The sequence below is a fragment of the Leptospira ainlahdjerensis genome (assembly GCF_016919175.1).
In the GTDB taxonomy this organism is placed as follows: Bacteria; Spirochaetota; Leptospiria; order Leptospirales; family Leptospiraceae; genus Leptospira; species Leptospira ainlahdjerensis.
In genome coordinates this window covers 20,767-41,416 of sequence record NZ_JAFFPU010000076.1, presented here as the reverse complement: position 1 = coordinate 41,416, position 20,650 = coordinate 20,767, and the positions used below count along the sequence as shown (strand labels likewise).

Here is a 20,650-nt window from a genome sequence, read left to right as displayed (position 1 = left end):
AAGGTTATTACGGTGCCGTTTTCCTTTTTGTAAGAATATAATTGTTGAGAAGAATGGCGATCTCTTCCTTTTGAAAAGGTTTACTGATATAATGATCCATTCCGGCGGCTAAACACGCCTCTCGGTCCGTTTGATTCGCGTTAGCCGTAATTGCTATGATATAAGGTCGTATCGATTGATTGGTATGTTGGGTGAGAATTTTTGCGGTGTCGATCCCGCTCAGCTCCGGCATTTGAATGTCCAGAAAAAGAACGTCTGCACCGAACATTTCGATATGATGTAACGCTTCGATTCCGTTGGAAACGATCGTTGGCGTATAACCCAGTTTTTCCAAAACTCTTTTGATAAGCATCTGGTTGATTTCATTGTCTTCGGCCACCAGTACTTTCAGATTCGGAGAAAGATTATCGCTTAAATGAAATATCGTCTTTTGAGGTTCTATGTAGATCTCCGATCTTTCTGCCAAAGGTATGAGTCCAGAAATTTCAAAGACACTTCCTCGATTCATTACGCTCTGAGCTTTGAGTTCTAAATTCATCAGATCGCCGAGATTTTTGCTGATCGCAAGTCCGAGTCCGGTGCCTCCATATTTTCTGGAAACCGTATTATCCGCCTGCGTGTAGGCTTGAAAGAGCTCGTTTAACTTCGTTTCAGGAATCCCGATTCCGGTATCTTTGACTCTGATTTCGATTTCGGCCCTTTCTTTGGAAACCGGCTTCGTCGTGAATTCTACGACTACACTTCCTTTTTCCGTAAATTTAAAAGCGTTTGAGACCAGATTGACGAGGATTTGTTTGAGACGGTTGGGGTCGGTTGAGACGATAAAGGATTGGGTCGATCCGCTTTCCAATTTGAATTCTATATTTTTAGTTCTTGCATCCATCTCGAATAAAGAAAAAACCTCCCTCAATAATTCCATAAGATCAAAGGCGATGTTTTCGATCTTCATATTGCCGGATTCTAATTTAGAAAAATCTAAAATATCATTCAGAAGATTGAGAAGAAGGCTTCCGCTTTTACGGATCGTTTCGACGTAGTCCTTTTGTTCGGATAACAATTCGGTTTCCGCTAGAAGATCCGTGACCCCTAAAATTCCGTGAACGGGAGTTCGGATCTCGTGGCTCATATTCGCAAAAAATTGGCTTTTAGAACTTTGTAGTTCTTCTTCTTTTTCGTGCAGCAGAGTGAGTTCTCTGTTCTTTTTGACCAATTCCAGGTTGGTGATAACTTGATTGGAAAGAACTTTCAGTATTTTTTTCTGTTTTGTGTCCAGTTTTTTCGGCTTAGAATCGATCACACAGAGTGTTCCGATATTATAACCTTCCGGTGTTTTGAGAGGAGCTCCTGCATAAAAACGGATAAAAGGCGGACCTATAACCAACGGATTGTTTTTAAAACGATCGTCGTCGAGTGCGTCTTCGACTTCGAAAAGTTCGTCGTGAAGAATCGCATATTGACAGAAGGAAATATTTCTGGGCGTTTCAATCTCCTCTAATCCCACCTTAGCCTTGAACCACTGGCGATCGGAGTCGATGAGAGATATGAGCGCGATCGAAGAATCACAGATAAATGCGGCGATCTGAGTCAAAGAGTCGAATTTTTCTTCGGACGCAGTATCTAAAATCTGATAGGACCGTAAGGCTTTGAGTCGTGCGTCTTCGTTTGCAGGAACGTGTGTTAGGTGTTTTTTGGGAAATTTCACTCAATTAAAACCGATCATATTCTTTTTTAAAAAATAAATTAATGCAAGAGTAATTTCGAACAACTTCTAATTTCGAATCACGTGAAAATGTTTCGGGAATTTGGAATCGCAGTGATACAAACAGTTTTGAAGTTGCCTCATTTCTCTACAGATTCTGCTACGAATGCCTGAAACAAAAAATCGTTCACCGGAGCTATAGGGGAATTTGAGTTTTGAATGATTTGTAAAAGTTATTTTTGTTCCTTTATCGGAATTTTGAAACGTATAGATATCGCGGAAATCCAGGAAAGAATTGCCTGACTCCATGATCATTCTTGAATTCGGAATCCATTCTTTTGCCTCATAATTTGCCTTGAGTTTGATAGGCCCGAAAGAATAGAGTATTTCAAAGACGGGGAGATTTGCAGTTCGAAACGGAATCGGATTTACTTCCGAAATTCGATCACCCCAGCGTATTAAGTTTCTAAAGTCCGCCACAAAACGGAACGTATCGTCTAAAGAATATGAAACAAAAAAAGTTACAGTAGTTGTTATCATGGTAGAATCCGATTCTTTTATATGGATAAGAATTTACACCGTGACCAGAGACAAAAAGGAGAGTTCGATTTATGAATCTAAGAAAAGTTAAAACGGTTCGGCCTTCGTTACGAACAATGGAGGGAGGAGGATTTCCGGTAAGAAGACCTTTCCCCGTTCAAGACTTAATTCAGCTGGATCCGTTTTTGTTATTAGACGAGATGGGACCGGTAGAATACCAGCCGGGAAAAGCAATTGGTGCGCCCGAACATCCTCACAGGGGGTTCGAAACGGTCACTTATTTATTGACTGGTGAAATGGAACACCGCGATTCTTGGGGAAATTATGGAAAATTAAAAGCGGGAGACGTCCAATGGATGACCGCGGGTTCCGGTTTGGTTCATTCCGAACTTCCTTCCGATGAGTTTCAGAAAAACGGCGGACGTATGCACGGCTTTCAACTCTGGGTAAATCTTCCTTCTTCTCAAAAAATGAGCGATCCTCGTTATCAGGACACACCTTCGGAGAAAATTCCGGATGTGGAATCGCCCGATCGTAAAACTAAAATTCGAGTGATTGCTGGAGAGGTCTTCGATACCAAGGCGGTCATCGAAACCAAAATTCCGATTCTTTATTACCACGTTCGACTTCTACCTGGAGCCGATATTACGATTCCGGTTCCTGAAACATACAACGTGTTTGCGTATCCGTTTTCGGGAGACGGAATTTTGCACACGGAAGAAGGTCAAAAGCCGGTAAAAGAAGGGGACATGGTTTGGTTTGAAAGAGGAAAGGGTAGTGTAAAATTTTCTCTTCCTGAAAACTCCGCGAGTAACTGGGAATTTCTTTTGATCGGCGGAAAACCGGTGGAAGAACCAGTCGCGAGATACGGTCCGTTCGTTATGAACACTCAGGACGAAATCTATCAGGCCTTTAACGATTTTCAAGCCGGAAAAATGGGGACCATACATTCGTAAAAAATTCTATTCTAATATAGAATTCGAAGTCGGGTTGGAAAGGGGAACGTTTCTTTACGATCGCTGAGTTTTGAAAGTATGAACTTTATATTTCCCGATTCTTTTTGGTTTTGGCTGATTCCGAGTTTGATTTTTGCCGCCTCGGTTTACGGATTCGTTTTTTTAAGAATCGATACAAAGTCGAACTCTGTTCGGAATGTTAAGAATGGAAATCGACCCCTTTCTCAAAAAAAGATCGTAGAGGAAAAAACGAATTTCGCCCGATCCGGCTCGATCTACTTCGGGGCCGGTTCTTCCGAAATTGAATCCGAGTTTTTTCAATCCTTGGATCTTTTGGCTAAAAATTTAAAAGAAACAAAGGGGTGGAATCTTAAGATTCAAGGTTGGACGGATCGTTTTGGAAGCCCCGCGACCAATCGAAGATTGTCATTGGAACGGGCAAAAAAAATTCGAAGATATTTGTGCGGGAAATGGAAGTTTCCTAAGGATTCTATTTTCATCCGAGGAATGGGAGTCGAACCTCGTTCGATGGGTCCGGAAAAGGCCAGAAGAGCTGATTGGGAGATCGTTTTGTAGTCTTCGTTTTAACGTTTTTAATCGATTCTTACCTTGCAAAAGTTTTGGAAAGGGATATGATGAAATTTCAAACCTAAAAATCTGGAGGTGAGCTATGGATCGCTGGAATCAATGGCTTCAAGAACATCGGGATTGGTTGGTGGACTTCTTGCGGATCTATCTGGGAGGAGTTTTGATATACAAAGGTCTTGAGTTCCTATCGAATACGGACGGACTGATTCGTTTGATGGAGATGAATAACGCACCTATGGCATCCGCGTTACTCGCTCATTACATTGTGATCGCACATATCTGCGGCGGGATTCTTTTACTGTCCGGATTGTTGACTCGTTTTGCGGCAGTTCTTCAAGTTCCCGTTCTGATCGGAGCCGTTTTGTTCATTCATGGGAAGGAAGGTTTTATGGCGCCGGGATCGAATCTGCCTTACGCCGCGATGATTCTTCTTCTACTCTTTCACTTTTCACTCTACGGTTCTGGAAGAATTTCGGCCGACTACTATATCGAAACTCACAAAAGCGTATAATGACGCGCAAGGTAGAATGGAGATATTTATCTCCATTCTACCTTGTCGCTTAACATCCGAAAGCTGAAGTTCGGCGTCTTTTTCCGCAAAGGTATTCCATTTGAATTTACAAAACGAAATACCGAGTGCAAAATCGACGCCGCCCTGTTGTATGGAAAACCGGAACCTTTTTCCGCAAATCCAAAACGATCTTCCTAACCATGAATTTGAAATCAACACAGCAGATAAATGTCGCCGTGATCGGCGGAGGCGCTGCCGGTTTTTTCGGCGCGATTCAAATCGCCGAAGGAAAGAATTGTTCGGTTACTCTTCTCGAAAAAGGAAAACAATTTCTTTCCAAGGTGAGAATTTCCGGAGGAGGAAGATGCAACGTTACTCACCATTGCCTGGATCCCGAACTTTTGAGCAAACACTACCCGAGGGGTGAAAGAGAACTCCGTTGGGCATTTGAGACCTTCGGACCTAAGGATACGATTCGGTGGTACGAGGAAAGAGGAGTGTTATTAAAAACCGAAACCGACGGAAGAATGTTTCCAGTCACTGATTCTTCCGAAACGATTCTTCAGACCCTCTTTCAAGAGGCTAAAAGAGTCGGAGTTAAACTCGTAACTGGAATTGAAATTCATTCCGTAACCCTGAAAAAAAATTCTAAATTCGAAATCAAATTAAAATCAGATGAAATATTAGAATTCGATAAAATTCTTTTTGCGACCGGTTCCGGCCGCAAAGCTTGGAATTGGCTACAAGCGATGGGTCATACGATCCTGGAACCTGTTCCTTCCTTGTTCACTTTCAAAATTTCGGATCTTAGACTCGAGGATCTTTCTGGGCTCGCTTTTGAAAAGGTCGAATGTTCCCTCGTGGATTTCGGTTATTCGCAAATCGGTCCTTTGTTAATTACACACTGGGGTTTGAGCGGTCCGGCGATTCTGAAGTTGTCCGCAAAAGGTGCGAGAGAACTGTTCGAAATAGAATACAACACGATCCTGAAAGTCAATCTGCTGCCAGGAATGAGGAAGGAAGAAGTTAGAAAAAAAATCGAAAAGGAAAAAGAATTACACCCCGCTAAACTTATAAGCAATACTCCGATTTTGGGTATTCCGAGGAGATATTGGGAAAGAATATTAGAAATTCATTCTATATCCTCCAAAGCCTGGTCGGGTTTATCCTCTAAAGATCTACATTTGTTGACCGAAGAGTTAACTGACGGAAAATTTCAGATCTTGGGAAAAGGGGAATTTAAAGATGAGTTCGTCACTTGCGGCGGGGTAAGCCGGAAAGAGGTGAACTTCAAAACGATGGAAAGCAAAGTTGTCCCCGGGCTCTACTTTGCGGGGGAAGTTTTAGACGTGGACGGAGTCACCGGAGGATTTAATTTTCAGAACGCTTGGACTACTTCCTATATCGCCGCCCGAGGAATCCAATCTTCGATTCAAAAAGGCCAGGAGTCGGGATAGGAAGAATATCCGATCAGATTTTCGTCCGGGTCTTTAAAGTATTTCGTATATTCCGTTTCTTGAATCCATTTTGGGAGACAGTTGATCGTAGAGGGCTCTAAACTTGCGGCGGAAAAGATCAGGGCCTTGGGGCCCTTGACCGTCGTATCCGATTCTAACATAAGAATCGTGTCTCCGGCTTGAAACCACGTTGAACGTAAAGAATTATCTTCGTTCCAGTGGTCTTTAATTTTTTTGAGTCCGGGAAGAGTCGCGTAAAAATCGGAGAGTATCTTTAAGTTTGGGGTGCCGATCGCGATATGATGGATCATTTCGCGACAAGTTCCTGATAACCGGGATGTCTTTCCAAAAAGGTTACCACGTAAGAGCAGCTCGGTATTATCTTTTTATTCAAAGACCTTGCCTTGTCCAATGTCGTTTTAACGAGATCGGCGGCGATTCCTTTACCTCTTAGTTCTGAGGGAACATACGTTGAAATCAAATCCCAGACCTTTCCCTCGTCCCTATAAAAAAGATGGGATTCGATGCCGTCGAAAATCGTATAAAATTTTAACTCTTCTTCCGAGTGAATGACTTCAGAATTCATTCTTCAACTTTCAGAAGGAGAACTGAATTAATCAAGAGAAAACGAATTTTGACTTTTCAATTGTGATATTTTAAAAATTCTAAACCACTAAAAACTCCTGCAGGAAAGTATATGAAACAAGGATCCTCTTCTCAAAAGACAGAAATACTGTATGATTTCGATTATATCGTCGTAGGTTCCGGTTTTGGAGGAAGTGTTTCCGCACTCCGACTTTCACAAAAAGGATATAAGGTCGCGGTTATAGAATCCGGAAAACGTTGGAATAGCGCCGATTTTCCTAAAACGAATTGGAATTTACGGAAGTTTCTCTGGTTTCCGAAACTTTTCTGTTTCGGAATTCAAAGGATCAACTTCTTAAACGACGTAATGGTTCTTACCGGAGCCGGGGTCGGCGGCGGTAGTCTCGTGTATGCAAACACGTTGTATGTTCCGCCGGAGCCTTTTTGGAAGAAGGCCGTCGTTGAAAGGATGGGCGGTAAAAATTCGATTCTTCCTTTTTACGAACTCGCAAAAAGAATGTTAGGCGTCGTGGAAAATCCGAGAACTTGGGATTCGGACAAGTATATGCAGGAAACTGCTAAGACCTTCGGGATCGAGAATTCGTTTATCAAAACTCCAGTGGGAGTTCACTTCGGAAAAAGTGGAGTCGATCCGTTCTTTGGTGGAGAAGGACCGGAAAGAAATTCCTGCAATGACTGCGGTGGTTGTATGGTCGGCTGTAGATTCAATGCAAAGAATACGTTGGATAAGAATTATCTTTACTTTGCGGAGAAGGCGGGCGCGGTGGTCGTTCCTGAAACGAAGGTAAGTCGTCTTATTCCTTTGAACGAAGACGGATCGGAAGGTTACGAACTTCGAACGGAGAGAACCACTTCTTTTTTCGGATCTCCAAATAGATCGTATAAAACGAAAGGTGTCGTTCTTTCGGCCGGAGTTTTGGGAACCTTAGGACTTTTATTGAAGATGAAGGAAGAAGGGGTTCTTCCGAAACTTTCCGAACGTCTGGGGCATATCGTAAGAACCAACAGTGAGTCTTTGATCGGAGTTACTCTCAAGGATAAAAAAACTGATCTTTCCCGTGGAATTGCGATTACATCGAGTGTTTTTCCTGATGAGCATACTCATATCGAACCCGTAAGATATTCAAGCGGATCCGATGCGATGAACGGTCTCGCGGCAGGAGTGATCGTGGACGGCGGCGGAAGTATTCCGAGACAACTTCGTTTTTTGATTGAGGTTCTCAAACATCCGGTTCATAGCATAAGTCTTTTGAATCCGATCGGATTTGCTAGAAGAACGATCATTCTTCTGGTCATGCAGACCGTCGACAATAGTATAGAAATCATTCGGAAGAGACGATGGATTTGGCCGTTTCAAAAATCGCTTTCTTCGACGCAAGAAACCGGAGAAAAAATTCCGACTTACATTCCGATTGCTAACGAATTTGCAAGAAGACTCGCAAAAATCACGAATGGAGTCGCGAGAAGCAGCATCAACGAAGCTCTACTGGATATTCCTGCGACCGCGCATATTTTGGGCGGATGTAGTATTGCTGAAACGCCGGAAGAGGGAGTGGTTGATCTTCAAAATCGTGTGTTCGGTTATCAAAATTTGAGAATCTGCGATGGTTCTATGATTCCGGCGAATTTAGGAGTGAATCCTAGTTTGACCATAACCGCCCTTTCGGAGAGGGCCATGTCTTTTGTTCCTCTTAAGGATAAAGAAGTTCTCAGTTTTAAATTCGAAAAAAAATGGGGAATCGCGAACCTCCTCGTGAAAACAAAAACTATCTCCCCTAAGAAAAAAACAACTTCGAAATCAAAGAAGAAGTAATTAGAATATTCTAATATACGAATATTCTAGGAAAACCGTGGATCAAAGTCCACGGTCATCCGGAAGGAAATTCCGTCTTAATCGAGTTTTTCTTCAATCAAGGAATCTATGGAAGCTTTTCCCGCACCTTTGATAAACAGAACTACGGAAATTGCGATCATAAGAAGATGAAACTCGTATCCTTCTCCTTGCTGGCTTCCGGCCCAATTGATGAAAAATCCGTTGGGAATGTGGAAAGAAGCCGCACCGATCATAATGATTCCAATTCCGAGAGCCGAAAGCCTTGTCAAGAATCCAAAAATCAAACCGAGAGCTCCTAAGAATTCTCCGAAGATTACTAGAACCGCTATTGGGGTCGGAATTCCTAAACCGACTAAATAACCTAAGGTTCCGCTAAAACCGTAACCGCCGAACCAACCTAAAACTTTCTGGGCGCCATGTGGGAACATGACCACGCCTGCTACTACTCTGAGAATGAGAGATCCTAAGTCTGAATCGGTCTTAAAAAATTTTTGAAACATTTGAATTTCCTCCTAAAATGATTCCAAGTTTATATTTAGCCAATCTTTGATGCTAAATGATTTGAATATAAAGTATATGGGCTTTGCATTGGATCTGGATTTTACCGAAGTCTTAGATGAATGTGGGAACTCCCTCAGAGGGATTTCGATAATTTGATGGTAAATAATTTATGTTCAAAGTATGTAAGAATAAAAAAGAAATCATACGATTTTAAATCCAACCTCTTTGAGAGAATCGCCTAAGTTGAGAAGTCGATCTTCCGTCAGGGGATCGAATTTTTGAACCAGGTTCTGAAGTAGGTCCGGAAAGGCCTTTTGGACAAGTTCACTCCCTTCTGTTGTAAGGTGAATGATGATATAACGTCGATCCTCTTCGCTTCGAACCCTTTGGACCAGTTTTCGCTTTTCTAAATTATCGATAATCTGAGTGATGTTTCCTTCGCAGGAAAAAAGTTTTTGTCCAATTTCTTTCTGACACATCGGACCCAGGTGATGAAGGGTTTCCAAACAACCGAACTGTCCGTTCGTGAGCCCATACTTTGTGAAAACCTTATCCTCCAATTGGCGGATAGAGTCGGAACAACGGCTAAGCTTGATAAAAGCATCCAAGACCGCTTTCTCTCGTTTGTTTCCTTTGTAGTGGGTTCCCATATACTTTGAACTTAAACTATTATTTCTTAGACGAGTAAATTCTGCAATGAGTTTTTTCTTTTCGAGATTGTTCGATAGGGGAGTTCCCACATTCTGGAAATCGTGTCAGAACGACCTTTTAGCGGTTTTTTGGTCTACGAACTCAAACAAAGTCCGGAAGACTTCCAGGTAGAAGAGATCCTCAAGCCGGATTGGCTAAAAGAATCGGGAAAATGGACGATCTTCCGACTCAAAAAGTCCGGTTGGAACACCCTCGACGCGCTCCAGGGAATCGCAAAAGAATCCCATGTTTCCCTGAACGAGATCGGTTACGCCGGGAAAAAAGACCGACACGCGACAACGATCCAACATATCAGCGCCGAACAAATTCTTCAGGTTCCAAAAGAGTTGAGTTCGGTTTTGAAACTCGAAACCATCGGACGGGGCACGAGACCGCTTACCCCGGAAGCAAATGCCGGAAATCGGTTTGTCCTAACGTTAAGAAATCTGATTGAAAGAGAAGAGGATATGATTCGGAGAAATTTCGAAAAAGTATCAATTTCCGGTTTTATAAACTACTATGACTCCCAACGTTTTAGCCGCTTTCATCCGGAGTTCCGACTTCCGATCTTTCCTTATTTGCAGGGAGATCCTGAAACTTCTTTAAAACTTCTTCTGACGGATCCATTCCCGGGTGAAAAAAAACAAGCCCGAGATCGAAAGAAAGAACTTCAAAAACTCTGGGGAAATTGGGGCGCGTGCGAGAAGTTGTCAGGAACAAAATTGGAAAGTCGGATCTTCTCTCTCTTGAAAAGAGAAAAAAATCTAACACAAAAAGTATATTCCGAATCGATTTCTCTCTTTCCGGAAGAAGAATTGTTGATGCTTCTTTCTTCCCTCCAATCTCTCGTCTGGAATGAATTCGTTTCCGAACTTCTTTCCTCGGAAAGTTCTTCCGGAGTTTGGATCAAAACAAAATCCGGTTCTCTATTTTTCTCCGAAGAATCTTTGACCCGAACTTTTCCGCCGGATTATAATCTTCCCGTTCCAGGAGCGCCGGGAATTAAAACATTAGAATATTCAAATAAAGAAATGAACTTTCTTAGTTATGTCCTTGTTAGGCTATCTTTGGAAGAATCCGTATTTGAAAAATCACCCTTTTCTAAAGTTAAAATGAAATCTTTCGAAAGAAATCTAAAAGTTATCCCTGAGGATTTTGCGATGGAAGAATTCGAGACCGACGATCTGCATCCAGGAAGAAAAAAAGTAAAGATAACCTTTCGACTTCCCTCGGGGGCATATGCGACGATGCTCGTAAAACGATTGATGCTTAGAGCCGAAATCTAATTTTATTAAGCGACTTCCGATGGATCCCAACAAGTCCTAAAATTCTCGTCCAAGCCGTTTAAGGTTTTCATATCCTCCGCGGAAATTTTAAAATCAAAGACGTTCGCGTTTTCCACGATTCTTTCCTTTCGGGTTGATTTCGGAATGACGACTATATTTTGTTCGATCGCCCAGCGGATTAGGATTTGAGCGGGAGTTTTTCCGTATTTTTTTGCGATTGAAGCGATTTGGCCGTCGTCGACTTTTTGTCCGTGAGCGAGCGGGCTATAGGCTTCGAGTTGAATCTTATGTTTTTTACAGGATTCCAAAAGTTCGATCTGATTCAAGAAAGGATGAAACTCGACCTGATTTACAGCAGGAGTTATATTTGATTCGTTTAACAATTCCGTTAAATGAGGGATCATATAATTGCTGACACCGATCGCACGGCAGAGTTTATCCTGATAGGCTTTTTCCAATTCTTTCCAAGAATCCAATCTTTTGGAAGTAACAGGAAAATGAATGAGATAAAGATCCACTTGATCGATCCCGAGTTTCTCCAAACTTTGTTCCAATGCCTTTCTCGTCTTTTGAGCTCCTTGATCCGCATTCCATAGTTTAGTGGTGATAAAAATTTCCTTTCTAGGAATTCCACTTTCTCGAATCGCCTTTCCTACGTCCTCCTCGTTGGAATAAATTTTTGCGGTATCAATATGTCTGTATCCTGCTTCCAAAGCGGAGAGAACTGCTTCGGTGCATTCTTTTCCGGATTTTGTTTTCCAGACTCCGAGTCCGAAGATGGGCATTGCAACTCCGTTGTTGAGAGTTACGGATTGATTGAGAGCATTTTGCGGCATATAAAATTCCTATGATACTTTGACGTTTAAGTTCTTTGATAGAGTTGGAATTATAGTGAAAAGGGAATCTTTTTTTGATTTTGATCAAGGAAAGAATTGCAAATTTCATTTCGGTAGGAACTATCATCCACCATGCAATTGAGTACAGTATTTTCAGATTTTATTCTCTGTATCGTTTCCATTTTTACGGCACTTCAGCTGAAAAATTCAACCTCTTATTCTAAATCTGCGGGTTTTCTCGGATTTCTTTTGATAGGAATTCCTGCCGGTTTAGGGAGTGTTCATTTTCTCGGAATTACTTTCATGGATCCGCTTTATCGTTTTATGGTGGGGGTTGCTGGATTTGCGGGAGTACCTTTGATCGGAACCGGATTCTTTCATCTTGGAATTCGGAAGTTGGAGAAGAAACTTCTTTATCCGATCGCGGGAATTCTTCTTCTTGTTTACATCGTTTTTTCTTACGTCTTCGTGTTTCCGCTCTTATCCACAGTTTTGGGAGGGATCGCGATGGTAACCGCAATCTTCGCCTGTATCCGAAAAAATTCGGGCGCGACAAAAGTTCCGGCATTGTACGGAATTTTAGGAGCGATTCTTTTTATTCTTGCGGGGCTTGTGATCGGGACGACGGGATCCAGAGGACCGATCTTAAATGTGGATATCTTTCACATCGTTCTTGCGATCGCAGTTTATTCTCTCGGTGTTTCAATAAAAAGGCTGAGTTAGAAATTCTTCTTGGAATCTTAGAATATTCTAAATTACGAATATTCTAAGATTAGGAAGGAATCTGTTCGGAAACCTGCGTCACCCAAGACGCGTAGTAGTTCGCGAGAGTTCTTAAGAACATCAGATCCAATTCGTTTTCGTCCTTTAGAATCTTAACCGCATTCGTAAATTGGACTCTGAACTCCGTAAGGGGTGTCGCCTCAACGATCACTCGTTTCATAGAAGAGGCGTTGTCTTCCATCCCATATTCTTGCGCCCATTTTTCGATTAAATTTCCGCAGTTGTATTTTTTGGAAAGAAGGAGTTGGGCCAAAATGTGCCGGAACATACTTTCTATGGAAGTGATCGTAATATCTTTGTGAAGGATCGAGATCTCGGTGATGATTTCGTCCTTCTTGTCGATGACAACTTTCGTGTTTCCTATTTTATTGAATATTTTCGAAAGATCGTTGTAGGCCTTGAAATTCTTAAGGATACTTTCCCTGTCTTTCATGTTCACGCTTCTTTCGTTTTCGGGAAGATTCATCTCGTTTAAGATCGTTTCGATTACGAGAAAGATGATATCAAAAGAGAACTGCGTAGACTTTCCTACGAAATAACGGATTTCGTTTTGAAAGGAAGCGTGGACCCCACTAAAAAACATCTCTAATTTTTCCGGAGAAAGTGTAGAAGTAGTTTTATAAAGGTTCACCATATCCTTTGTAAACTTCGTCCGATCCAGGATCGGAAAGAGTTCCGGATGATTGGTATGGGTTCTCAAAAAAGTTTCCTTAAGAACCTTAACTGCGCCTTGTCTGACCTCGTCGGTCCTATAAAGGACTCGGTAGAGAAGAACTGAAAGTTCGCGGGAAGTTTTTTTCGATTTGAGAATCTTAAGATCTGACTCGTCAAGATTCGTAGACTTTGGAGGGTTCTGGCTTTGTGCTTCTGCCATGGGCTTCTTTTTGGAACGATTGGTATGCCAATGCTGACTTGAAAAAAAGAAAAGTAAAGCGAAATTGCCGAGCGACTTATATTTACATTGCTTTTTAATGCTTCTTCCGTAATTTACCCGATCGAGATGAAAATAATCGGTTCCGAAAATAAAGTCAATTACGGTGTTTTCGATGGTCCCGTTGAATTCAATTATAAGGAATTTCAACTTCTGGACTTCTTTGGAAAAGAGATAAGCGGTTTAAAGAAGCGTTTTGCTTTTAAAAGATTCAACTATATCGGAATCATAACCGAGGAATTTTTGATCGGATTTGCCGCCGTGAGTCTCGGCTACGTGTATAACGTGTTCGCCTATCTTTATCACTATAAAGACGGAATTCTCTACGAGTTCGATACCAAAGGATTGGATCTGGGAAGTTCCCTTGAGTTTCCGGCAAACCCCGACGAATATAAAATTCAGTTTAAGAAGGGCGCGTCTTTTCTTTCGATTGAGAAATCGCACTCGAAAGGAAAACTTTTAGTGGATGCATTTCTCGGAAAAAAACTTCGGTTTAAATTTTCCGCAGAATACGGTCTGAAAACCCATTCTCCATTGAGGGTTTTGAATCCGTCCGAACCGACCCACTGGACGTTTACAGAGAAGTGTTCGCCGTTGTTGCCGAGTTCTCTCGAACTATCTTTTCAAGACCGACCTCTCGTTTTTGATCCGAAAAAAGTCACAGTTCTTTATGACTGGTCCGGGGGATATCTAAGGAGGGAAACCAATTGGTATTGGGCAGCCTTCAGCTCCATTCTTCCGGATAAAACCACGATCGGAGCCAACTTTGCGGCGCTCGTGAACGAATCTTTCTTTTCAGAGAACGCCTATTGGATCAATCATGAAAGACAAAGAGTTCCCCGGTTGATCTTTGATTTCTCGCAAAAAGATCCTTACAAACCTTGGAAGATATACGACGAAGAAGGTCTGGTGGAATTGGATTTTATTCCCGAGGGAGAAAGAAAGGATAAGATGAATCTGATTTTTTCTAAATTGTATTTCAGACAATTTGTGGGAAAATTTTCAGGAAGGTTCAAACCGGTAAAAGGAAAGGAAGTTTCTTTTCGGAACGTCTACGGTTTTACCGAGTTTCATCGATCGCTCTGGTAGAATTCTTTCGGAAAGAAAATAATATTAAGAATTATGAATGTATATGTCCCGGTCTCCTGCGAATTTTATGATCGACTGGAGGAACTCGTCATCAGGCAACGTAAGGTTTCCTTGGAAGTCTCAGAGAATTCTGAAGCTCAACCACGAAAGATGGAGAACGTAAGAATCCTGGACCTTACTTCCATGAACCGCGAAGAGTTCGCCGTTCTTGAAGATGGTGAAAAAATCCGTCTCGATTATATACTCAAAATCATTTCCTAAAATCCAGCTAGGAAATCCTAGGAAAAAGAAAGATAGTTAGGTTAGAATTATTTTCCTGAAGTAAAAAAGGCTCCATCGTTGGAAAACTCAGAAGTTAAAAAGAAAAGAATACTATCCTTGGATCTTTTCCGAGGAATGACCGTGGCCGGGATGATTCTTGTAAACAATCCCGGTTCCTGGTCCTTTATCTACGCTCCCCTAAAACACGCAAAATGGAATGGATGTACTCCGACCGATTTAGTGTTTCCTTTTTTTCTTTTTGCGGTAGGCGCATCCATTCCGATCGCGTTGAATTCTAAGAAGGAAACTTCTAAAGGAAGAATTTGGGTTCGAATCTTAAAACGAAGTTTTCTCCTTTTTGCAATCGGACTCTTTCTCAATTTTTTCGGAGAATGGTCTTTGGAGAATTTAAGAATTCCAGGAGTTTTACAAAGAATCGCGTTCGTTTATTTTATCGTATCAACCTTTTATTTGTTCTTGAGTTCGAACGCCGATCCGAGCGAAGGAAGGAATCCCGATTCTTCGTTTTGGAAAATTTTCGAAGGAAGAATTTTTCCATTTTTGATCTTCGTTTTATTTTTTCATTCTTGGATTTTAACGAACGTTGTCCCGCCGGGTGCAATCTCCGTTTCTCTGGAAGAGGGGAAGGATATCGGAGCCTGGCTGGATCGTGTAATTTTGGGCGAAAAACACATCTGGAAATTTTCAAAAACATGGGATCCTGAAGGTTTTTTCAGCGGTTTCGGAGCGGTAGCAAGTTCTTTGATGGGAATGATTTGCGGAAGAATTTTGTTAAACGAAGAGAACACTTCGAGAAAAATCACGCTTCTTTTGGCGTTAGGGGGGCTTTTTACGTTATGCGGTCTTGTATGGGATCGTTTTCTTCCGATGAATAAAAGTCTCTGGACGGGAAGTTACGCGGTTTTTACGGGAGGACTTGCGTTTTTGTCGGTATTCTTTTTTGAATCCTTGGATGTTTGGGCGCGAAGGAATCCGATTCAAAGAGTTCCGCTTGAGAATATCTTTCAACCCTTTCTCGTTTTTGGAAAGAATGCGATTCTTGTCTTTGCGGCTTCTGGATTGGTCGCGCGAATTTTCAATCTCTGGCTGATATCTGCGGAAAACGGAAAGACGATTCCGGTTAAGACATTCTTTTATTGGAAATTGAATTTAATTTTTAATTCCTATGACGCTTCTCTGAGTTATGCTTTGATACAAATTCTTTTCTGGTGGGGGATCTTGAGCCTATTGGACAGACGGAAGATCTATTGGAAGGTGTAAAGTCTAGCCGAAAACGTGAAAAAACGCGGGAACTCCTAAGCTTTGACTCAGGTGGCTCATCTCGAGAAGAAAGAAAAACTGTGAAATCGGCGGTTTTTGTAGGAGCTCCTCTAAATTTCCCCTCCGATTCTTGAATAAAATTTTAGAATCCGTGTTCTCAGATTCTTTTTTGAATCCTATTATAAAGAACGAACAGCAATGTTTAAAGTGGAAGAAGAAATTTAAAAAAAAGGATCGAAAGATCGGAATCGTCTGATTCCGATCTTGTAAAGAAATTCTTACATTACGAGTTGAAGATCGTCGAAGATGGGAGATTTTACTTCTTCGAGCAACTTTTTCATCGCGAGGTTGCGAAGATTGCTCAGTTCTAATCTTAGACTGGCTTCGAGCGAATTTTTTGAAAGAAGATTGGAACAGCTCACCGCGACCATCTTCAAATCCTCCGAGGTTTTGATTTTAGAAGAAAGGAGAAGCTGTTGAATGATTGCATATTCTTTTTTTCTAAAGTGAATTCTAAGAAGGAAGGGAACCGAGTAGAGTTCCGCCATCAATTCCCATTTCGTTTTCAACTTTGGTTTGGATTCGAAGTCGATCGATTTTTCTTCCTGACTTTCCGGTTCGTAAATGGTAGAAATAGAAACCGTTTCCGCCGAAGAATAATTTCTTTCCGGATTGAATGAAAGCGGGGTTTCTGATTCTCGGATCAGGTCTTTTAGAGCGGAGATACGAGAAGATTCCTCATAACGTTCCGGATTGGTTTTCATTATTTTTCTAATGTCTTCCAAGATGATACAAAAAGAGAAAAGTTCGAGGACTGTCTGATTTTGAATCGTCGAAATTTCATCCAAGACCTTTGCCAGAATCTGCTGGTAACCGAGAGATTTACGATACATCGCATTGTATTGGAGTTCGAGATTTTTCTGATATTTAGAAAAGAGAGCGTCGATTAAATATGCGTCGGAAATTACATAAGCGTCGAGACCAGGGACGGAAAAGTTAGGATTTTGTTTTTTTAGATTTAGAATAAAGATACAATTCGACTCTTTGAGGAAGCTTAGGATTTTGGAGATTTTCCTTTCAGAGAGATTGAGAGTGGAGCGGAAATGATAAAACAAATCCGTGTTAGTCGGCAGTTGATGATTCTCGTTTTCCTTCTTAATCTTTTCCAGGACGATTTGTGCTAATGTAATATCTTCCATCGTTTTGTTCCATGCCTCCGAGAAATTTGTGTCTGACGGATGCTTTTTCTTTCTGAAATTTATAACCTGGTGGAAGGAATTTCTTGCCTATTTTTTCAAAAAAATAAGATTAATTTGTCAAAAAAAAGAGGAATGAAATACAAAGGATTGGGAATGAAGGGGAGAATGGGTCAAGAACCCCAAGCGAAAGGCCGCTTGGGGTTTAATCGCTGTTAGATTCTTTCTATAATGGTAGCGATTCCCATGCCGCCGCCGATACAGAGCGTCATGAGCGCATAACGTTGTTGCCTACGCTCCAGTTCGTCTAACGCAGTTCCAAGAAGAATCGCTCCGGTTGCTCCAAGAGGGTGACCTAATGCGATTGCTCCTCCATTGACGTTGATCTTTTCGGAAGGGATTCCGAGAGATTTTTGCGTGTAGAGCACGACGGAGGCGAACGCTTCATTGATTTCCCAAAGATCGATGTCTTCCGCTTTGAGTCCCGCCATCGCGAGAGCCTTTTTAGAAGCGGAAACCGGGCCGGTAAGCATGATCGTTGGATCTTCACCTGTAGAAGCCATTGCTACGATGCGAGCCCGAGGTTTGAGTCCGTATTTTTTGATTCCTTCGTCGGAAGCGATAAGGACGGACGCGGCGCCGTCCACGATTCCCGAAGAATTTCCTAAAGTATGGATATGATTGATCTTAGAAATTTCTGGATAGGATTTCAGAGCGATTGCATCCAACTCTTTCTCTCCGATCGTTTTAAAAACCGGACCGAGTTCCGAGAGCCATTCGAAAGTGGATTCGATACGAGGGTTCTCGTCGCTATCAACGATCGTTCCGTCTTCGGTTCTTACGGGAATGATTGATTTTTTGAAATAACCAGATTTAATCGCGTTTTCAGCTTTGATTTGAGAAGACTCTGCAAAACGATCCGCTTCTTCGCGGGAAATTCCGAATTTAGTCGCGATAAGGTCCGCAGAGATTCCTTGAGGCACTAAGTTATAGTGTTTTTGAATATTAGGATTTCCTACATTGAAATCTCTTCCGCCCATATCCGCTCCCATCTTCACTCGGGACATGGATTCAACTCCGCCGCCTAACGCCACTTGCATGGAACCGGATTGAACGTGATTGGCCGCGTTGTTTACCGCTTGGAGTCCTGAACCGCAGAAGCGATTCACAGTATATCCCGGAACCGAATTCGGCCAGAGCGCCGCCATGACCGCATAACGCGCGATACATGCCGCTTGATCGTCAACTTGAGATACACATCCCATTACGACTTCTTCTACAATTTCCGGTTTGATTCCGTTTCTTTCTTGGATAGCATTTAAGGTTGCGGCGGAAAGTTCTTGCGGATGAATGGAAGCAAGAGTTCCTCTTTTTTTCCCTTTTCCTCTTGGAGTTCGAACGGCATCGATTACATAGGCGTTTGACATTTTTTTACCTCGTTGTGAATTCATTCCCTTTTCGATTGAATTGAACAACTGTTTAGTGAATTTGAGTGTTCCAGTTTCTATTTTGGGAATGGGGAGGAGTTTGCAATTCTTTTTGCGTGTGAACTCTCGTGGAAGGGAGGGGATTGGGCCGCACCCTCCTGCGAATTCTACGGTAATGAACGCGATTCGGAGTTAGGCGCAGGAGGGTCGGGCTTGCTTCGGGCTCGCGGAGACCCGCTCGGTCCTTACGGACCAAGCCCTTCGCATCCCTGCGGCAGGTTTGGTCCGTAATAGAGTGATTTTCGCGGGAACTCTTCTCGAAAGATTCTATATTATAGGATCCTGATCTCACAAAGGTGGCAAATCTTACCGATCAATAAAAAAGACAACTTCGAGATGGAAAAAAGTTTTCACAAAAATTGGAGCTTGGCGAGAATATTAGGAAGTCAGTAGCAAAAAGAGTCTAACGCATAAAGTGAGAATCTACAAAGTAAAAGAGAAATCTCGTAATGAGGAAATTTGTTATAAGAAATCGAATGAATTTTCCTGATAAAAAATTCTTTTTATCGTTTTCGTTTTTAGATCCATTGACCAAATAAAAGATTCTATTTTGAGAGATGGGATATATGGATGCATTTTCGAATAGGCCTTAGATCGATCAGAAATGAAAATCTGAAGTAGAATGCAATAAAGAAAGCACCTTGAAATTCCATGAGCGGAAGCTAATATACTTAGCGTCGCCCATTCCTCAGGTAAAATTCTCGAGTTTATCTTTATCAAAGAATTTCCTGCTTTTTGATATTTGATTGTTAGGGCGTTTTGATTAATTTTTTGATTAATTCTAAATTTTTTCCCGTAACGTTTTAATAAAAAATCAATATTCTTTCCAAGGTTTTTTCTTTCGGATTGTGATAGTTTTCTTATCAACTCAGAAGGAATCAAAAGGCTGCAAGTAATCTTTGGTCCTTTTAAAAAGGAACTCGTTGCGTTTTTGTCAAGATTTTTGATTCCCCTCACATCATTTTACAGTTCTTTCGAGTGTTTTGGAAGAGTGGCAATTTGATCTTTTTTTTTAAAAACTTATTTTTTTTTAATCTATAGAGTTCTTTCTTAAAAAGGAAAGGTGCGGAGTTCCCACAACTCTCCAATTTTAAGAAAAAATCTCCTCTAAAACTTTAAAATACCAGCAAGAACCTTTCCAATCTTCAAGAAAACCGTTATGGCCACCGAAATCCTGGATTGAGATTCTCACATTTCGGTTAGGATGAAGGGAGAGAAAACTTTCTCCCCGAATGATCGGATCATCTTTAGAAGTGACGATTGTAGTCGGTGTTAGTATCTCGGAGAGTTCCCGCTCTCCTAAAGTATATGTCCCAAAGTAATGGTCTAAATCTCGAAAATCATCGGAAGACTCGATGAATTGTTCCGTCATTTTCATCACGGATTTTTCTTTTAGAATTTTTTCATAAGGAACACTTGTAGGAAAATGAAGCTTCTTTTTTTCGATCGATTGCTTCCACTTCTTAAGAAAATAGCGACCGATGATTAATTTTCTATCCATCAAAGCGGTAGCATCCTTAGGATGAATGGCAGGGGAAATTGCAATGCAGTGTTTAAGTTGATTTATTTTTTTCTCGGTTTGAGAATGGACTCTCGCAATTCTAAGGGTAAAATTTCCGCCTAACGAAAATCTGGTTATAAAAACGGGAACATTTCTCTCTGCAAAAAAAGAGGCCTTTCTTACCGCTTCATAGGTCTCTTCTATAAGGCTTCCATTGAATGGCGCCGGATTGAGATGGTGAGTATCGCCGTGATCTCTGTAGTTCAGACGAAAGATGTCATATCCTTGATTGTAGAAATGATTAGAAGTTCTCAGAATATAAGTTGAATTAATGCTGCCTTCCCAACCATGAAGAAGGATCAAAAGTCCTTTTCTTTTTCCATCCCATTGTTTGCTCAAAGAACCTTCTAATTTTACCCCCTTCCCCGCATCCAGAATTAGCTTTTTCGAATTTTCTAAAAAAGGCATTTCTTTGGGAAGATTCCAAGCCAGAGATGCAAGTGCAGTCTGTACAAATGGATATTTTAGAATTCCTTTTGGATTGAATTTTCTGGTTCTGAGATTTTCTAACATAGGAACATTTGTTATTTTGGAATGATTCAGAAAAGCCTTTTTAG

Annotated in this window: 22 protein-coding genes; 10 read left to right on the top strand and 12 right to left on the bottom strand. The window is 41.5% G+C overall.

Annotation, left to right across the window (positions count from 1 at the left end; translation table 11 throughout):
- Positions 1-7 precede the first annotated feature (7 nt).
- Positions 8-1,702 (bottom strand): GAF domain-containing hybrid sensor histidine kinase/response regulator, encoded by a 1,695-nt coding sequence (locus tag JWG45_RS21015; RefSeq protein WP_205281564.1) that lies wholly within the window; start codon positions 1,700-1,702, stop codon positions 8-10.
- 66 nt (positions 1,703-1,768) lie between these two features.
- Positions 1,769-2,239, bottom strand: a complete 471-nt coding sequence (locus JWG45_RS21010; protein WP_205281563.1) for an LIC13081 family protein — start codon at positions 2,237-2,239, stop codon at positions 1,769-1,771.
- A 71-nt stretch (positions 2,240-2,310) separates the two neighbouring features.
- Between JWG45_RS21010 and JWG45_RS21005 the strand changes: the two genes are divergently transcribed.
- From JWG45_RS21005 to JWG45_RS20990, 4 genes are all read left to right on the top strand, one after another.
- On the top strand, positions 2,311-3,195 hold the full coding sequence (locus JWG45_RS21005; RefSeq protein WP_205281562.1) for a pirin family protein: 885 nt from the start codon (positions 2,311-2,313) through the stop codon (positions 3,193-3,195).
- 78 nt (positions 3,196-3,273) lie between these two features.
- Positions 3,274-3,771, top strand: coding sequence for an OmpA family protein (locus JWG45_RS21000; RefSeq protein WP_205281561.1), 498 nt, complete (start codon positions 3,274-3,276; stop codon positions 3,769-3,771).
- 94 nt (positions 3,772-3,865) lie between these two features.
- Positions 3,866-4,294: a DoxX family protein gene (locus tag JWG45_RS20995; protein ID WP_205281560.1), complete on the top strand. Its 429-nt coding sequence runs from the start codon at positions 3,866-3,868 to the stop codon at positions 4,292-4,294.
- A gap of 200 nt (positions 4,295-4,494) precedes the next feature.
- Positions 4,495-5,751: a BaiN/RdsA family NAD(P)/FAD-dependent oxidoreductase gene (locus JWG45_RS20990; protein ID WP_205281559.1), complete on the top strand. Its 1,257-nt coding sequence runs from the start codon at positions 4,495-4,497 to the stop codon at positions 5,749-5,751.
- Here the strand turns inward: JWG45_RS20990 and JWG45_RS20985 are convergent.
- Both JWG45_RS20985 and JWG45_RS20980 read right to left on the bottom strand, forming a co-directional pair.
- Positions 5,727-6,062, bottom strand: coding sequence for a VOC family protein (locus JWG45_RS20985; protein WP_205281558.1), 336 nt, complete (start codon positions 6,060-6,062; stop codon positions 5,727-5,729). The genes JWG45_RS20990 and JWG45_RS20985 overlap by 25 nt on opposite strands.
- Positions 6,059-6,337, bottom strand: coding sequence for a GNAT family N-acetyltransferase (locus JWG45_RS20980; protein WP_205281557.1), 279 nt, complete (start codon positions 6,335-6,337; stop codon positions 6,059-6,061). The genes JWG45_RS20985 and JWG45_RS20980 overlap by 4 nt, the downstream gene beginning before the upstream one ends.
- A gap of 111 nt (positions 6,338-6,448) precedes the next feature.
- Between JWG45_RS20980 and JWG45_RS20975 the strand changes: the two genes are divergently transcribed.
- Positions 6,449-8,170 carry a GMC family oxidoreductase gene (locus JWG45_RS20975; protein ID WP_205281556.1) on the top strand — a complete coding sequence of 574 codons (1,722 nt, stop codon included), beginning with the start codon at positions 6,449-6,451 and terminating at the stop codon, positions 8,168-8,170.
- Positions 8,171-8,247: 77 nt separating this feature from the next.
- Here the strand turns inward: JWG45_RS20975 and JWG45_RS20970 are convergent, their stop codons facing one another.
- The gene (locus tag JWG45_RS20970) at positions 8,248-8,691 is read right to left on the bottom strand and encodes a DoxX family protein (RefSeq protein ID WP_205281555.1); all 444 of its coding nucleotides are present in this window, start codon (positions 8,689-8,691) and stop codon (positions 8,248-8,250) included.
- Between the two features lie 201 nt (positions 8,692-8,892).
- Positions 8,893-9,342, bottom strand: coding sequence for a MarR family winged helix-turn-helix transcriptional regulator (locus JWG45_RS20965; RefSeq protein WP_205281592.1), 450 nt, complete (start codon positions 9,340-9,342; stop codon positions 8,893-8,895).
- 93 nt (positions 9,343-9,435) lie between these two features.
- On the opposite strand from JWG45_RS20965, the gene truD reads away from it, so the two are divergent.
- The gene (truD, locus tag JWG45_RS20960; RefSeq protein ID WP_205281591.1) at positions 9,436-10,668 is read left to right on the top strand and encodes a tRNA pseudouridine(13) synthase TruD; all 1,233 of its coding nucleotides are present in this window, start codon (positions 9,436-9,438) and stop codon (positions 10,666-10,668) included.
- A gap of 5 nt (positions 10,669-10,673) precedes the next feature.
- Here truD and JWG45_RS20955 read toward each other — a convergent pair whose 3' ends face one another.
- Positions 10,674-11,504 (bottom strand): aldo/keto reductase, encoded by an 831-nt coding sequence (locus JWG45_RS20955; RefSeq protein WP_205281554.1) that lies wholly within the window; start codon positions 11,502-11,504, stop codon positions 10,674-10,676.
- 132 nt (positions 11,505-11,636) lie between these two features.
- Between JWG45_RS20955 and JWG45_RS20950 the strand changes: the two genes are divergently transcribed.
- Positions 11,637-12,227, top strand: a complete 591-nt coding sequence (locus JWG45_RS20950) for a hypothetical protein (protein ID WP_205281553.1) — start codon at positions 11,637-11,639, stop codon at positions 12,225-12,227.
- A gap of 49 nt (positions 12,228-12,276) precedes the next feature.
- Here JWG45_RS20950 and JWG45_RS20945 read toward each other — a convergent pair whose 3' ends face one another.
- A complete protein-coding gene (locus JWG45_RS20945; protein WP_205281552.1) occupies positions 12,277-13,161 on the bottom strand; it encodes an LIC_13029 family protein in 885 nt (294 codons plus the stop codon).
- 126 nt (positions 13,162-13,287) lie between these two features.
- Here JWG45_RS20945 and JWG45_RS20940 point away from each other — a divergent pair, with 126 nt between their 5' ends.
- From JWG45_RS20940 to JWG45_RS20930, 3 genes are all read left to right on the top strand, one after another.
- Positions 13,288-14,307 carry a DUF2804 domain-containing protein gene (locus JWG45_RS20940; RefSeq protein ID WP_205281551.1) on the top strand — a complete coding sequence of 340 codons (1,020 nt, stop codon included), beginning with the start codon at positions 13,288-13,290 and terminating at the stop codon, positions 14,305-14,307.
- Between the two features lie 33 nt (positions 14,308-14,340).
- The gene (locus tag JWG45_RS20935) at positions 14,341-14,568 is read left to right on the top strand and encodes a hypothetical protein (protein WP_205281550.1); all 228 of its coding nucleotides are present in this window, start codon (positions 14,341-14,343) and stop codon (positions 14,566-14,568) included.
- A 78-nt stretch (positions 14,569-14,646) separates the two neighbouring features.
- Positions 14,647-15,849, top strand: coding sequence for an acyltransferase family protein (locus JWG45_RS20930; protein WP_205281549.1), 1,203 nt, complete (start codon positions 14,647-14,649; stop codon positions 15,847-15,849).
- A 278-nt stretch (positions 15,850-16,127) separates the two neighbouring features.
- On the opposite strand, the gene JWG45_RS20925 is transcribed toward JWG45_RS20930, so the two are convergent.
- The 4 genes from JWG45_RS20925 to JWG45_RS20910 all read right to left on the bottom strand — a co-directional run bounded on the left by JWG45_RS20925 (position 16,128) and on the right by JWG45_RS20910 (position 20,606).
- Positions 16,128-17,048 (bottom strand): hypothetical protein, encoded by a 921-nt coding sequence (locus JWG45_RS20925; protein WP_205281548.1) that lies wholly within the window; start codon positions 17,046-17,048, stop codon positions 16,128-16,130.
- Positions 17,049-17,260: 212 nt separating this feature from the next.
- A complete protein-coding gene (locus JWG45_RS20920) occupies positions 17,261-18,472 on the bottom strand; it encodes an acetyl-CoA C-acetyltransferase (RefSeq protein WP_205281590.1) in 1,212 nt (403 codons plus the stop codon).
- A gap of 522 nt (positions 18,473-18,994) precedes the next feature.
- On the bottom strand, positions 18,995-19,489 hold the full coding sequence (locus JWG45_RS22645; protein ID WP_205281547.1) for a DUF1564 family protein: 495 nt from the start codon (positions 19,487-19,489) through the stop codon (positions 18,995-18,997).
- A gap of 133 nt (positions 19,490-19,622) precedes the next feature.
- Positions 19,623-20,606 carry a YheT family hydrolase gene (locus tag JWG45_RS20910; RefSeq protein ID WP_205281546.1) on the bottom strand — a complete coding sequence of 328 codons (984 nt, stop codon included), beginning with the start codon at positions 20,604-20,606 and terminating at the stop codon, positions 19,623-19,625.
- Positions 20,607-20,650 lie beyond the last annotated feature (44 nt).

Coding starts and splice junctions, on each gene's coding strand:
- JWG45_RS20975 (WP_205281556.1), top strand. CDS start 6,449: ATGAAACAAGGATCCTCTTCTCAAAAGACAGAAATACTGTATGATTTC.
- JWG45_RS21000 (WP_205281561.1), top strand. CDS start 3,274: ATGAACTTTATATTTCCCGATTCTTTTTGGTTTTGGCTGATTCCGAGT.
- JWG45_RS21010 (WP_205281563.1), bottom strand. CDS start 2,239: ATGATAACAACTACTGTAACTTTTTTTGTTTCATATTCTTTAGACGAT.
- JWG45_RS20985 (WP_205281558.1), bottom strand. CDS start 6,062: ATGATCCATCATATCGCGATCGGCACCCCAAACTTAAAGATACTCTCC.
- JWG45_RS20940 (WP_205281551.1), top strand. CDS start 13,288: ATGAAAATAATCGGTTCCGAAAATAAAGTCAATTACGGTGTTTTCGAT.
- JWG45_RS20965 (WP_205281592.1), bottom strand. CDS start 9,342: ATGGGAACCCACTACAAAGGAAACAAACGAGAGAAAGCGGTCTTGGAT.
- JWG45_RS20990 (WP_205281559.1), top strand. CDS start 4,495: ATGAATTTGAAATCAACACAGCAGATAAATGTCGCCGTGATCGGCGGA.
- JWG45_RS21005 (WP_205281562.1), top strand. CDS start 2,311: ATGAATCTAAGAAAAGTTAAAACGGTTCGGCCTTCGTTACGAACAATG.
- JWG45_RS20920 (WP_205281590.1), bottom strand. CDS start 18,472: ATGTCAAACGCCTATGTAATCGATGCCGTTCGAACTCCAAGAGGAAAA.
- JWG45_RS20945 (WP_205281552.1), bottom strand. CDS start 13,161: ATGGCAGAAGCACAAAGCCAGAACCCTCCAAAGTCTACGAATCTTGAC.
- JWG45_RS20980 (WP_205281557.1), bottom strand. CDS start 6,337: ATGAATTCTGAAGTCATTCACTCGGAAGAAGAGTTAAAATTTTATACG.
- JWG45_RS20935 (WP_205281550.1), top strand. CDS start 14,341: ATGAATGTATATGTCCCGGTCTCCTGCGAATTTTATGATCGACTGGAG.
- JWG45_RS20910 (WP_205281546.1), bottom strand. CDS start 20,606: ATGTTAGAAAATCTCAGAACCAGAAAATTCAATCCAAAAGGAATTCTA.
- JWG45_RS20950 (WP_205281553.1), top strand. CDS start 11,637: ATGCAATTGAGTACAGTATTTTCAGATTTTATTCTCTGTATCGTTTCC.
- JWG45_RS20970 (WP_205281555.1), bottom strand. CDS start 8,691: ATGTTTCAAAAATTTTTTAAGACCGATTCAGACTTAGGATCTCTCATT.
- JWG45_RS20925 (WP_205281548.1), bottom strand. CDS start 17,048: ATGGAAGATATTACATTAGCACAAATCGTCCTGGAAAAGATTAAGAAG.
- JWG45_RS20995 (WP_205281560.1), top strand. CDS start 3,866: ATGGATCGCTGGAATCAATGGCTTCAAGAACATCGGGATTGGTTGGTG.
- JWG45_RS20955 (WP_205281554.1), bottom strand. CDS start 11,504: ATGCCGCAAAATGCTCTCAATCAATCCGTAACTCTCAACAACGGAGTT.